The sequence below is a fragment of the Streptomyces sp. MNU76 genome (assembly GCF_020982545.1).
In the GTDB taxonomy this organism is placed as follows: Bacteria; Actinomycetota; Actinomycetes; order Streptomycetales; family Streptomycetaceae; genus Streptomyces.
Map to the genome: position 1 here is coordinate 1,046,347 of NZ_JAJKLK010000019.1, position 12,661 is coordinate 1,059,007.

Below are 12,661 nucleotides of genomic sequence, written 5' to 3' on the forward strand. Positions count from 1 at the left end.
GCACGAGTTGACCCCCGGTCATACTGCGTAGACCGGGGGGAATTGACGCGTATGTGTGTGGACAGGCCCCTGGCCGGATTAACCGGATTAACCGGAACATCGGGATCGAGGGGGAGACTTGCGCAGACACGTCAAGCGCGCGCGTACGGCCGTGACCGCCCTGGCGTCGGCCGTGGTGGTGACGGCGGGCACGACCGTGGGGACTACGGCGGGTGCGGCCGTGGGGACGGCGGCGGGCCTGACCAGCCAGGCGTCCGCGATATCCGAGCGCGCCCCCGGCGAGACTCCGGTCGGCGGCCCCGACGCCCGCGGCGCGGGAAGCAGGGTGAGCCACCGCATCACCCTCGTCACCGGTGACCGCGTGCTCGTCGACGACGGGGGCCGGGTGCTGGGCCTGGAGCGGGCGAAGGGCCGGGAGGGCGTGCCGGTGCAGGTCCGTACGGCCCACGGCCACACCTATGTGCTGCCGGCCGACGCGGCCCGGCTCATCGCCGGCGGAAGGGTCGACAGACGGCTCTTCGACATCACCGTGCTGAACCGGTCGGCGACCCGCACCTCGCAGAAGCAGGGCCTCACCCTGATCGTCGGCTACACGGGAACCGCCGCGGGTGCCCGCGCCGACGTACGGGACGCCGGCGGCACCAAGGTCCGGCGCACCCTGAAGACCCTGAACGCCGACGCCGTGCTCACCCCGAGGGACGACGCCGCCGAGCTGTGGAAGGCGGTCACCGACACCGACGGCACCACCGCCACCGGGGTCGCGCACCTCTGGCTGGACGGCGTCCGCAAGGTCGCCCTCGACACCTCGGTCGCCCAGATCGGCGCCCCGAAGGTCTGGAAGGCGGGCTTCGACGGCAAGGGCGTCACCATCGCCGTCCTGGACACGGGCGTCGACGCCACCCACCCCGACCTCAAGGGCCAGGTGGCGGCCGCCAAGAACTTCTCCACCTCGCCCGACACCACCGACAAGTACGGCCACGGCACACACGTCGCCTCCATCGCGGCGGGCACCGGGGCCCGGTCCAAGGGCAGGTACAAGGGCGTCGCGCCCGGCGCCGAGCTGCTCAACGGCAAGGTGCTCAGCGACGAGGGCTTCGGCGACGACTCCGGCATCATCGCGGGCATGGAGTGGGCCGCCGAGCAGGGCGCCGACGTGGTCAACCTCAGCCTGGGCGGAGGCGACACCCCCGAGGTCGACCCGATGGAGGCGATGATCGACAAGCTCTCCGCCGAGAAGGGCATCCTCTTCGCGGTCGCCGCCGGCAACGAGGGCGACGGGGAGCGGACGGTCGGCTCGCCGGGCAGCGCGGCCGCCGCCCTCACCGTCGGCGCCGTCGACGACAAGGACAGGATCGCCCCGTTCTCCAGCCGGGGCCCCGGCATGGACGGGCAGATCAAACCCGACGTCACCGCGCCCGGCGTCGCCGTCACCGCCGCCGCGGTCCCGGGCAGCGTCATCGACGAGGAGGTCGGTCAGAAGCCCGCGGGGTACCTGACCATCTCCGGCACCTCGATGGCGACCCCGCATGTCGCGGGCGCCGCCGCCCTCCTCAAGCAACAGCACCCGGACTGGACGTACGCCGAACTGAAGGCCGTCCTGGTCGCCTCCGCCAAGGGCGGCCCGTACACGCCCTTCGCGCAGGGCTCGGGCCGTGTCCGCGTCGACCGGGCGATCAAGCAGACGGTCGTCGCCGACCCGGTCTCGGTCGACTTCGGGGTCCAGGAGTGGCCGCACGCCGACGACAGGCCGGTGACCAGGAAGCTCAGCTACCGGAACCTCGGCACCAAGCCCGTCACTCTCGGCCTCTCGGTCACCGGCACCGCCCCGAACGGCAAGCCCGCCCCGGCCGGCTTCTTCCGGCTCGGCGCGAAGAAGGTCACCGTCCCGGCGGGCGGCCGGGCCTCCGTGAAGGTCACCGCCGACACCAGGCTCGGCGGCACCCTCGACGGGGCCTATACCGCGTACGTCGTCGCCGAGGGCGGCGGGCAGGGCGTCCGCACGGCGGCGGCCGTGCAGCGCGAGGAGGAGTCGTACGACGTCACGCTGAAGGTGATCGGCCGGGACGGCCGGCCCGCCGCGCACCACATGCTCGACCTGACCGGCATCGCGGGGCTCGCCGAGGGCACGTGGTTCACGCCGTACGACAAGGACGGCACGGTCGATGTGCGGGTGCCGGAGGGCACGTACATCTTCAACGCCGGCATCGTCGTGGACCCGAAGGACTACGGCGAGGGAGCGGACTGGCTGTCGCGGCCGAAGCTCACCGTCGACCGGAGGACCACCCTCACCCTGGACGCCCGTGCGACGAAGCCCGTGGATCTCACCGTGCCCGATGCCAACGCCGAACCGGCCTTCGCCGCACCGGAGTTCACCCTGGAGTCCGGCGGCAGCGGGTACACCTTCGGATGGCTGCTCGACACCTATGAGGGGTTCCGCGCCGCGCACCTCGGTCCGGAGATCGGCGGCGGCCGGCTCAGCCAGAACTGGGTGGGCCAGTGGACGAAGGGCGACACCGAGCAGTACGCCGTCGCCACCGGGGGCAAGGTCACGAAGCTCGCCACCGGTTTCACCAAGCGCTGGAAGAAGGGCGAACTGTCCACCGTGAGGACCGGCCTGGGCTCCTCCGCCGCGGGGAAGACGGGCGCCGTCATCCCCTGGGCCTGGCTTCCCGGCGGCTCCGGCTCACCCGCCGTCGCCGTCCCGCAGCCGCTGCCCGGCACCCGCACACTGCATCTGTCCGCCGTGCGCGGGGTGAAGTGGAGCCTCGACTTCGAGCAGTACGGCGCCGAGGACGAGCAGGGCTTCCCGCTCCTGGACGCGTACTACACGACCGGCGACAGCCTCACCTTCAAGGCCGGCCGGACGTACGCACAGACCTTCAACGTCGGGGTCTTCGGCCCCAAGATCACCGGGTTCTACGGCATCCGCCGCGACCGGAACCAGATCTACGGGCTGCTGCCGATGTTCGCCGACGGGCGCGGGCACGCCGGGGCCTCCTTCTACGAGAAGGTCACGACGGTCCTCCACCGGAATGGCGAGAAGATCGCCGCCAGCGAGGACGCGCTGGACGGGTCGGGTCAGTTCAAGGTCCCGGCGGGCCTCGCCACCTACCGTCTGACGACCTCCATCTCCCGCTCCGCCGCTCTGGCCGGGGCCGCCTCCCGGATCGACGCGAGCTGGACCTTCACCTCGGAGAAGACCGCGAGCGACACGAAACTCCCGGTCTCCACCGTCCGTTTCGGCGCCCCGTTCCTGGGACTCGACAGCACCGCCCCCGCCGGCAGCCAGGGCACCGTCCGCGTCACCGTGCAGGGCGCGGCCAGGGGCGGGAACCTCACGTCACTGGCCGTGTACGTGTCCGGCGACGGCAAGAAGTGGACGAAGGCCGCCCTGAAGAACGGCCGGTTCACCCAGAAGGCCCCGGCGGCGGGGAAGAGCGTCTCCCTGCGCGCCCTGGTCACCGACAAGAAGGGGAACCGGTCGACGGTCACGATCCACGACGCGTACTTCGGCAGGTGACGGACGCGTCCTGAACCGTCCCGCTGCTCGGGCGGCGCCGTGGCACCCGGCTACGGCGCCACCGTCGACGCGCGGGTCGCGTCCGTGCCCCAGCTGGCCAGCAGACGCAGGGCGTCGGCGGAGGGCGAGCCCGGTTCGGCGTGGTAGGTGATCAGGTTCTGCTCGTGGTCGTCGGGCATGCTGAACGTCTCGAAGGAGAGGGTGAGCGCACCGACCAGGGGATGGTGCATGCGCTTCACCCCGTGGCTCTTCTCCTTCACGTCGTGCGTCGCCCACAGCCGCCGGAACTCCTCGCTCTTCACCGACAACTCACCCACCAGCGCCGCCAGCAGCGGATCGTCCGGATGGCAGCCCGCGTCCATCCGCAGATAGCTGACCATGTCGGCCGCCTTCTGGTCCCAGTCGACGTACAGGTCCCGGTAGTCGGGCCGCAGGAACACCATCCGCGCCCAGTTCCGCTCCTGCGCCGGCAGCGCCGACCAGCCCCCGAAGACCGCCTCCGCCATCCGGTTCCACACCAGGATGTCCGAGCGCCGGCCGGTGACGTACGCGGGAATGCCGTCCAGGCTGTCGACCAGCTGCCGCAGGGCGCCCCGCACCTGCTGCGGCCGGGCCGACCGCTTCTTCTTGTGCGCCTTCGGCTTCGCGAGGTGGGTGAGGTGCGCGTGCTCGGCGTCGTTCAGCCGGAGGGCGCGCGCGATCGAGTCGAGCACCTCCGCCGACACATTGCGCCCGTTGCCCTGCTCCAGCCTCGTGTAGTACGCCACCGACACACCGGCCAGCTGCGCCAGCTCCTCCCGGCGCAGCCCGGGAACCCTGCGGTGCCGTCCGAAGGCCGGCAGGCCCACGTCCTCCGGCCGCAGGCGGGCCCGCCGGGTGCGCAGGAACTCGCTGAGCTCGGCACGCCGGTCCAGCGCCCCGGCGGCCTGACCGGCCTCGTGCTCCCGAGCGGCTTCGGGCTGTTCGTCCATACAACAAGTATTCATGGTCGTACGACCACGCACGCCTGTGAGCCTGACCCCACCAGTGATAGGACCGGCGGACGTACGCAAAGCCGTGACCTGGGTGACCTTCGGGGTCTGGGGCAGGCTGGTCCTCGCGGCCGACTGGAAGGCAGGCCGGCCGCAGGACGAAGATCAGGAGAATTCCGGCATGACCACCACTGTTGCCGCCTACGCGGCGCCCGCCGCCAAGGCTCCGCTGGAGCGCACCACGATCGAGCGCCGCGAGGTCGGCGAGTTCGACGTTCTGATCGACATCAAGTACGCCGGTATCTGCCACTCGGACATCCACCAGGCCCGTGAGGGCTGGGGCGAGGCGATCTTCCCGATGGTCCCCGGCCACGAGATCGCCGGTGTCGTCGAGGCCATCGGCTCCGGCGTCACCAAGTTCGCCGTCGGCGACAAGGTCGGCGTCGGCTGCATGGTCGACTCCTGCCGCGAGTGCGCGAACTGCCGGGCGGGCCTGGAGCAGTACTGCCTCAAGGGCAACGTCGGCACGTACAACGCCATCGGCAAGGACGGCGAGCCCACGTACGGCGGCTACGCGGAGAAGATCGTCGTCGACGAGGCCTTCACCGTACGCATCCCCGACGGCATCGCCCTCGACGAGGCCGCGCCCCTGCTGTGCGCCGGCATCACCACGTACTCCCCGCTCAAGCACTGGAACGCCGGCCCCGGCAAGAAGGTCGCCGTCGTCGGTCTCGGCGGCCTCGGCCACATGGGCGTCAAGCTCGCGCACGCGCTCGGCGCCGAGGTGACCGTGCTGTCGCAGTCCCTGCGCAAGCGGGAGGACGGCCTGAAGCTGGGTGCCGACCACTACTACGCGACCAGCGACGAGGCGACGTTCAAGGAGCTGGCGGGCACGTTCGACCTGATCCTGTCGACGGTCTCGGCCCCGCTGAACCTGGACGCGTACCTGTCGCTGCTGAAGACCGACGGCGCCTTCGTGAACGTCGGCGCCCCCGAGGAGCCCGTCGCCCTCAACCTCTTCTCGGTCATCGGCGGCCGCAAGACCCTCGCGGGCTCCGGCATCGGCGGCATCCAGGAGACCCAGGAGATGCTGGACTTCTGCGCCGAGCACGGCCTCGGTGCCGAGATCGAGCTGATCCGCGCGGACCAGATCAACGAGGCGTACGAGCGGGTGCTGGCGAGCGATGTGCGCTACCGGTTCGTCATCGACACGGCGACGATCTGAGCGGCTTGTCGTCGTAGTCGGGCCGCGGGTGAGTGGGGGCCGGTCGCGCGGTTCCCCGCCCCTCAAGCGACACGGGGCCGTGGCCCCGTGCCGCTTGCCCCGTGGGAGGTGCGGCCCGACGATGGAGGGACGGGGAGGCGCAGGCAGCCGCGACGCGATCACCACCCAGGGGGTCCACGAAGTGTGAGCGACATGCCCCTGCAGAAGACCCGTCCGGGCACGGTCCACCGGCTGCGCCCGGACATCAGCGAGGAATCACCGGCTCGCTCCGGGACACCCTCACCACGGCCCCGGACGCCCCACCCTTCACGGGCCCGGACCAGGCGGCCCTGGAACGGATGCTGGCCGAGTTCGAGCCGGAGGGCGGCGGACAGGGCCCTTGAGGGGCCGTGCGCTGTTCTCTCGCCGTGCCACGACAAGAACTTTCCGTGGGGATCGGGGATCCGGGGGCCGGGGATTCCTAAGCGAACCGCGCGTTGCCCCACACGGCCCGGCACGACGCGTTGACGGCGTCGTGGGGTTCGCCCGTCACGACGATCCGCAGCGTGATGCGGCCCGCGCCGTTGAGCTTCTCATCGACCTCGCGGGTCTGCCCCGGGCTCAGCGTGAAGCTCTCGACGGCGGCGCCGGAGACCTGGAAGAGCACCTTGAAGCCGTCCTCGGTGTCGATGTCCGGTCCGACAGTCGCATGGAAGCGTTTCGCTCCGGCGGGGACGTTGTACGTGAGGTCGAGGTCGTCGGAGCCGAAATAGCGAGGGCTGAAGATGACACTGTCCACGTAGGGGCCGCCGGGCAGTTCGGCGGCGCCCGCCCTCCGGTCGTTGCCGAACCCGCCGACGGGTTTCAGGTCGGAGAGGAACGAGGGTTCCGCCGGGGCGGGCTGCGTCGGATCGTCCCGGGTGGGATCCGGCGGTGGCTGGGGCTCATCGGCGGAGCCGGTTTCCCCGGACGACCCGCCGGGCGGTCCGGACGTCTCAGGAGAGCGGGTTCCTGGTTCGGTCGGTCGGTCCTCGGCTTCCACGCACGTGGAATCGTCGAGACACGCCTTGGCGTCTCCGTCGGCATGCTGAGTGACATGGTTGGTGTCGCCGCAGGCGGCCGTCCCGCTCAGGGCGAGAACGGTGGCCAGGAGTACGAGGGGCCTTCCGAGCCGGGAGTGCAGCGCGGCTCGGTGCTGCACCGCTAGCACTTCGACTCGATGCAGATCGTGCCGTCCCCGCCGGTCTTCTGCTCGACGTCGTTTCCGTCGGCGGGCGTCCAAGCCACGGTGATGATCGCTGCGATGATGACCGCTGCCGCGGCCATCGCTCCGACCCAAAGAGCGACCTTGTGGTCACGCGTCCAGTTCGCCATGTCACGTCCCCCTTGCTGGCGCGGAAGCCGATGATGGCACAAATCCACTGAGATCGATCGCCGTGCGGCGCATTCTCCCTGTCCCGAAGCGGTCTCGTGATAATGAGTCAGGACCCCACGTCCCTCTACTCCGCACGGCCTGCGGCCAGGGCCCCGGGGCCGGCGGGGCGCCGCGGAATCGCGCGGAGTCCTCGCGCGTTGAGGACGGTGAGCATCGGATTGGCGGCGGGGTGCGAGACGAGTACACCGAGTCACCGAGCTGACATGCATGGGAGGGTCGCGATGACAGCGCAGACGCAGAGGGCCGTGCTGGCGGGCGGATGTTTCTGGGGAATGCAGGACCTGATCCGTCGGCTCCCGGGAGTGACGGCGACCCGGGTCGGATACACCGGGGGCGACGTGCCGAACGCCACGTATCGAAACCACGGCACGCACGCGGAGGCCATCGAGATCCTCTTCGACCCCGAGAGGACCGACTTCCGCGCCCTCCTGGAGTTCTTCTTCCAGATCCACGACCCGAGCACCAAGAACCGCCAGGGCAATGACATCGGCCTCAGCTACCGTTCCGCGATCTACTACGTCGACGACGAGCAGAAGCGGATCGCCGAGGACACGATCGCCGATGTGGACGCCTCCGGCCTGTGGCCGGGCAAGGTCGTCACCGAGGTGGAGCCGGTCGGCCCCTTCTGGGAGGCCGAGCCCGAGCACCAGGACTACCTGCAGCGCTACCCGGACGGGTACACCTGCCATTTCCCGCGCCCGGGATGGAGGCTGCCCGCCCGCACGGAGGGCTGACCGTGAGACGGCCCGAGGGGCCGGCGGACGACGGCGGCTTGGCAGCCGCTCGTTCACGGTCGTGCCTGGCACGTTCGCGGTCCTGCCTGACAGCCGGGCCGTGAACGACGGTCCCCGCCGCGGACGGCGGCGAGCGCCGAGTCCACCCCGACCGGGAGCGGGCCCGCGAACTCGGTGTTCTGCCGCTCGGCCGGCAGCAGCCCCATCTTTTCCGCGACGTCCGGGTCGACGTCGCCGTTGGGGCGGAAGAACTCCTTGAGGAACACCCCGGCGATCCAGAGCCCGAAGAGCAGGGTCGGTACCGCCAGGACGGCCAGTATCCACAGCAGTACGGTCATCGCGGTGCGTCCGTTTCTCGGGTGGCGGGGCCCTGGGGGCAGCAGTGTGCGCAGCGGGCGGGTGCCGGGGTGGTTGGCGACGGCTGCCTCGATCGCGGCGCCGAGGTCGGTCTGCGTGCCGTCCGGCGCGGGCGCCAGCCGTACCGCGGCCGGTTCAGGCCAGGAGAAGTCCCAGCTCAGCCGGGCGTGCGCGCTCAGCTCGGCCAGCACCATGCCCTGCAGCGCGTCGGTCAGCCCCGGACGGAGCGTGCAGGTGGAGCAGGTAGCCGGCGCCGGCGAGCGCCGCGAGCAGGATCACGCCGAGCAGATAGAAACCGGCGAGCAGCACGAGGGCGCGCAGTGCGCGCAAGGTCGCGCCCATTGGGCAGTCTTCCCCCACGGAAAGATCGCGAACGACGAGCACGTATACGGTGAATAAGGGTGGTCAGGGCCGCTCTGGGGCGTGTCCACGGCCAAAGGTGTGAGGGGCGGAGCATTTCGCACGCGTGTGCGGGGTCGCAAGGGCTTACCGGAGGGGCCGCGCGTCTCGCCGGGGGTCAGTGCAGCAGCGTCGCCGGACTGCCGCCGTTCGCCTCGTACCCCGCGACCGCCAGCGCCCGGTACAGCGCGTAGTCCGCCGCCGGGTCGGAGGTGAGGGTCCAGGGGAGCGCGCCCACGTGGCCGTCGACGTGGACGAGCTGGTTCATGGCCTCCGACCAGCGCTCGGAGCGGACCAGGAACAGGATCAGCAGATGGCGGACATGGGCCAGCATCGGATCGTCGGGGCGCGCCGCGTGCACCGCGAACAGGGCGCCGTGGATCGCCTTGGTGACGACCTCGCTCTCGTAGAAGCCCTGCACCAGGTTCACCTCGGGCAGGTGCTCGAAGACCGCGAAGAGCGGCATGGCCGCCAGCAGGGAACCCTGCGGCGCGCGGGCGGCGGCCGCCTCGGCGAAGGAGTACGCCAGCTCCCGCGAGCCGTGCCACTTCTCGCACCAGTAGTGCAGGGCCGCCAGGTGCGCACCCATGTGCGCCGGGGCCCGGTCGAGGATCTTCAGCCACAGCTGCTCGAACTCCTCGCGGGAGTACCGCAGCCCGCGTGCCACCGACAGCTCGATGATGTACGGGATCGGGTCGCCCGGGGCCAGCAGCGCCGCGTCACCACACGCCGACCTGGCCTCCTCCATGATGATCCGGAAGTCGTCCGTGCCCGGCGTCGACGTCCGCCACGCCTGCTGCACCAGGAACTCCGCGTGCACCGCCGCGCCGCCCGCGTCCTTGGGGGCCTCCGCGCGCCACACCCGCAGCCACTGCCCGCCCGGCGTCTCGCCCACCCCGCCGGGACGCTGCGTCAGCTCCAGCGCCGCCGCGCCCGCGAACGCCTGCACCCGCTGCCATCTGACCTCGCCGACCGCGTCCGTACCGGCCAGCAGCTGCTTCGCCGCGCGGTAGTCCTGGGACCGCTGCACCACGTCCAGCACGTCCAGCAGATCCTGGTCGGGCCCCGGCATCCGCACGTCCAGCAGCTCCTGGCGCACGAAACCGTAGTTCGCCGGGTCCGCCGCGTCGGGATGCCCCGCCTCGACCTGCTGAATACCGGCCCGCCGCCGCGCCACGATCGGCCACATCACGAACCCGATCATGAGCATCGCCATCAGGACCCAGAGAATCTCCATGCCACAAGGGTTCCAGACGCCGCCGACAATTGCCCAACCCGGGGGCGGGCCAGGCTGAAAGCCGGGGCGGAGCCCCGTGCTTTCAGGGGCGCGGGGAACTGCGCGGCCGGCCACGACGCACCCGCTGTCGCCATATGCCGGCCGCCCTCATCCCATGAGGCGCCCGGCATCCGCGCGGAACGCTTAGGCTCGATACCCATGAGCGACACCCACCACAGCCAACACTTCGAGACCCTCGCGATCCACGCGGGCAACACCGCGGATCCCCTCACGGGCGCGGTCGTCCCGCCGATCTACCAGGTCTCGACCTTCAAGCAGGACGGCGTAGGAGGCCTGCGCGGCGGCTACGAGTACAGCCGCAGCGCCAACCCCACCCGCACCGCGCTGGAGGAGAACCTCGCCGCCCTGGAGGGCGGCCGCCGCGGCCTCGCCTTCGCGTCCGGGCTGGCCGCCGAGGACTGCCTGCTGCGTACGCTGCTCAGCCCCGGCGACCACGTGGTCATCCCCGACGACGCGTACGGCGGCACGTTCCGCCTCTTCGCGAAGGTCGTCTCCCGGTGGGGCGTGGACTGGTCGGTGGCCGACACCTCCGACCCCGCGGCCGTCCGTGCCGCCATCACCCCCAAGACGAAGGTCGTCTGGGTGGAGACCCCCTCCAACCCGCTGCTCGGGATCACCGACATCGCGCTCGTCGCCCAGGTCGCCCGTGAGGCCGGCGCGAAGCTGGTCGTCGACAACACCTTCGCCACCCCCTACCTGCAGCAGCCGCTCGCGCTCGGCGCGGACGTCGTCGTGCACTCGCTCACCAAGTACATGGGCGGCCACTCCGACGTCGTCGGCGGCGCCCTGATCGTCGGCGACCAGGAGCTGGGCGAGGAACTGGCGTACCACCAGAACGCGATGGGCGCGGTCGCCGGGCCCTTCGACTCCTGGCTGGTGCTGCGCGGCACCAAGACGCTCGCCGTCCGCATGGACCGGCACAGCGAGAACGCCACCAAGGTCGCCGACATGCTGACCCGGCACCCGCGCGTGTCGAGCGTGCTCTACCCGGGCCTGCCCGAGCACCCCGGGCACGAGGTCGCCGCCAAGCAGATGAAGGCGTTCGGCGGCATGGTGTCGTTCCGGGTCACCGGTGGCGAGGAGGCGGCCGTCGCGGTCTGCGACCGCGCCAAGGTGTTCACCCTCGGCGAGTCCCTGGGCGGCGTCGAGTCCCTGATCGAGCACCCGGGACGCATGACGCACGCCTCGGCCGCCGGCTCGGCCCTGGAGGTGCCCGCCGACCTCGTCCGCCTCTCCGTGGGCATCGAGAACGTCGACGACCTCCTGGAGGACCTCCAGCAGGCCCTGGGCTAGCCGCCCCCGGCCCGCTGCCGGGCCCGGTCGCTCACCAGTCGACCACCGGTGGGGTCGTCGTCGACGGCGGCTCCACCCAGGGGCGGGTCGTCAGCGCCCACACGAGGAACGCGACCACGGCGGCCGTCAGCACCAGCCACAGCAGACGGCGGGCCAGCGTCCGGCGCCGCAGCATGCGCCCGCCGCGTCGCATCGCCGCCGTGCACAGGTCGGGCGGCACCTGGACCGGCCCGCGCTCCAGGATCAGCCGTACGGCCGTCTCACGCTCCCGCAGACTCATGACGGCGCCACCTCCACCACCTTCTGGGCGGCGACCTCGCGCGGGGGATGCAGCACGGTCGCCATCGCGCGCAGACAGATCGTCCGCACCCGCTCGGCGGGCAGCCCGAGCAGCGCCGCCGTCTGTTCCTCGGCGACCCCCTCGTAGAGCCGGAGCACCAGGATCAGCCGCTCCTGGGGACCGAGGACACGCAGGACGCCCCCGCGCGCGTGGCGGAAGAGGGCGTGGTGGTGCCAGGCCGCGCGCGCGAAGCGGAGGGCCAGCTGCTGACGGGTCCGGTCGTAGGGGTCCTCGCCGCGCAGCCGGTCCCAGGTGGCGTACGTGTGGGCGAGGGCGAGCGTCAGCAGCCGCCGCGCGCGCGGGTTGTCGTCCGGCGTCTCCGCCGTGAGCAGGGTGGCGGTCCGCAGCAGCCGCCCCGCCGCGCCCGCGACGAACGCCTCGAACTCCTGGGCCCGGCGGGCGCCTTGGGCCACATGCCGATCTCGCACCGCGCCTCCCGCCTGAGGCCGACCCTGAGGGGAACGGGGCCCGTCCGCCCACGGTTCGGTCCGCCGCGCACGGTGGTGTCCGCCGTCCACGACGAGGCCCCGGTCTCATATGAGGCCAGGAGCGGGGGCGAGGTCAAGGGTCAGGAGGGCGACGGTGCCTCCGGCGCCGCCGCCATGCGGGTGGAGAGCGCCGTGTTGAAACGGGTGAGGAGGGAGCAGAACGCCTCGCGCTCCTCGGGGGCCCAGTCCTGGGTGAGTTCGGCCATCAGCTGACGCCTGGAGGAACGTACCTCCTCAAGGCGGGCGAGCCCGCGGGGCGACAGCTGGAGCACCACCGCCCGGCCGTCCTCCGGGTGCGAGGTGCGCTTGACGAGTCCGGTGTCCACGAGCGGCGCCACCTGACGGGTGACCGTCGAGGAGTCGATCCCCATGCTCGCCGCGAGCGCCTTGACCCCCATCGGGCCTTCGTTGTCGAGGCGGTTGAGCAGCAGGTACGCGGCACGGTCCATGGAGTTGCGCACCTGCCCGACGCCGCCGAGCCGGGTCTGTTCGGCACGGCGCGCGAACACCGCGACCTCGTGCTGCAGCGTGTCGAGAAGACCGGTGTCACCGACGGTCGTCATGTCCATCGACATTTCAGGTGTTGTGGGCATGGCCAAAGGCTCAATTCATGCGTGGGGCGC

13 protein-coding genes are annotated in these 12,661 nt (G+C 71.4%); 5 read left to right on the forward strand and 8 right to left on the reverse strand.

Annotation, left to right across the window (positions count from 1 at the left end; translation table 11 throughout):
- The first annotated feature begins 118 nt into the window (after nucleotides 1-118).
- Nucleotides 119-3,520 (forward strand): S8 family peptidase, encoded by a 3,402-nt coding sequence (locus E4N62_RS31250; protein ID WP_230219769.1) that lies wholly within the window; start codon nucleotides 119-121, stop codon nucleotides 3,518-3,520.
- 50 nt (nucleotides 3,521-3,570) lie between these two features.
- On the opposite strand, the gene E4N62_RS31255 is transcribed toward E4N62_RS31250, so the two are convergent.
- On the reverse strand, nucleotides 3,571-4,491 hold the full coding sequence (locus E4N62_RS31255) for a helix-turn-helix transcriptional regulator (protein WP_230219772.1): 921 nt from the start codon (nucleotides 4,489-4,491) through the stop codon (nucleotides 3,571-3,573).
- 181 nt (nucleotides 4,492-4,672) lie between these two features.
- Here E4N62_RS31255 and E4N62_RS31260 point away from each other — a divergent pair, with 181 nt between their 5' ends.
- The gene (locus E4N62_RS31260) at nucleotides 4,673-5,716 is read left to right on the forward strand and encodes an NAD(P)-dependent alcohol dehydrogenase (RefSeq protein WP_230219774.1); all 1,044 of its coding nucleotides are present in this window, start codon (nucleotides 4,673-4,675) and stop codon (nucleotides 5,714-5,716) included.
- Nucleotides 5,717-6,176: 460 nt separating this feature from the next.
- Here the strand turns inward: E4N62_RS31260 and E4N62_RS31270 are convergent, their stop codons facing one another.
- Together E4N62_RS31270 and E4N62_RS31275 are read right to left on the reverse strand one after the other, a co-directional pair.
- Nucleotides 6,177-6,896 carry an NPCBM/NEW2 domain-containing protein gene (locus E4N62_RS31270; protein WP_230219776.1) on the reverse strand — a complete coding sequence of 240 codons (720 nt, stop codon included), beginning with the start codon at nucleotides 6,894-6,896 and terminating at the stop codon, nucleotides 6,177-6,179.
- A gap of 2 nt (nucleotides 6,897-6,898) precedes the next feature.
- Nucleotides 6,899-7,069: a hypothetical protein gene (locus tag E4N62_RS31275; RefSeq protein ID WP_217185443.1), complete on the reverse strand. Its 171-nt coding sequence runs from the start codon at nucleotides 7,067-7,069 to the stop codon at nucleotides 6,899-6,901.
- Between the two features lie 282 nt (nucleotides 7,070-7,351).
- Between E4N62_RS31275 and msrA the strand changes: the two genes are divergently transcribed.
- A complete protein-coding gene (gene msrA, locus E4N62_RS31280) occupies nucleotides 7,352-7,864 on the forward strand; it encodes a peptide-methionine (S)-S-oxide reductase MsrA (protein ID WP_230219778.1) in 513 nt (170 codons plus the stop codon).
- Between the two features lie 53 nt (nucleotides 7,865-7,917).
- Here msrA and E4N62_RS31285 read toward each other — a convergent pair whose 3' ends face one another.
- A complete protein-coding gene (locus tag E4N62_RS31285; protein ID WP_230219780.1) occupies nucleotides 7,918-8,415 on the reverse strand; it encodes a hypothetical protein in 498 nt (165 codons plus the stop codon).
- 40 nt (nucleotides 8,416-8,455) lie between these two features.
- Between E4N62_RS31285 and E4N62_RS31290 the strand changes: the two genes are divergently transcribed.
- The gene (locus E4N62_RS31290) at nucleotides 8,456-8,620 is read left to right on the forward strand and encodes a hypothetical protein (RefSeq protein WP_230219781.1); all 165 of its coding nucleotides are present in this window, start codon (nucleotides 8,456-8,458) and stop codon (nucleotides 8,618-8,620) included.
- A gap of 118 nt (nucleotides 8,621-8,738) precedes the next feature.
- On the opposite strand, the gene E4N62_RS31295 is transcribed toward E4N62_RS31290, so the two are convergent.
- Nucleotides 8,739-9,857 carry a hypothetical protein gene (locus tag E4N62_RS31295; protein WP_230219782.1) on the reverse strand — a complete coding sequence of 373 codons (1,119 nt, stop codon included), beginning with the start codon at nucleotides 9,855-9,857 and terminating at the stop codon, nucleotides 8,739-8,741.
- Between the two features lie 198 nt (nucleotides 9,858-10,055).
- Between E4N62_RS31295 and E4N62_RS31300 the strand changes: the two genes are divergently transcribed.
- Nucleotides 10,056-11,210, forward strand: a complete 1,155-nt coding sequence (locus tag E4N62_RS31300; RefSeq protein ID WP_184904226.1) for a cystathionine gamma-synthase — start codon at nucleotides 10,056-10,058, stop codon at nucleotides 11,208-11,210.
- 31 nt (nucleotides 11,211-11,241) lie between these two features.
- Here the strand turns inward: E4N62_RS31300 and E4N62_RS31305 are convergent, their stop codons facing one another.
- From E4N62_RS31305 to E4N62_RS31315, 3 genes are all read right to left on the reverse strand, one after another.
- A complete protein-coding gene (locus E4N62_RS31305) occupies nucleotides 11,242-11,490 on the reverse strand; it encodes a hypothetical protein (protein ID WP_184904224.1) in 249 nt (82 codons plus the stop codon).
- A complete protein-coding gene (locus E4N62_RS31310) occupies nucleotides 11,487-11,978 on the reverse strand; it encodes a sigma factor-like helix-turn-helix DNA-binding protein (protein WP_230219783.1) in 492 nt (163 codons plus the stop codon). The genes E4N62_RS31305 and E4N62_RS31310 overlap by 4 nt, the downstream gene beginning before the upstream one ends.
- A gap of 140 nt (nucleotides 11,979-12,118) precedes the next feature.
- A complete protein-coding gene (locus tag E4N62_RS31315; RefSeq protein ID WP_184906451.1) occupies nucleotides 12,119-12,613 on the reverse strand; it encodes a MarR family winged helix-turn-helix transcriptional regulator in 495 nt (164 codons plus the stop codon).
- Between the last annotated feature and the right edge of the window lie 48 nt (nucleotides 12,614-12,661).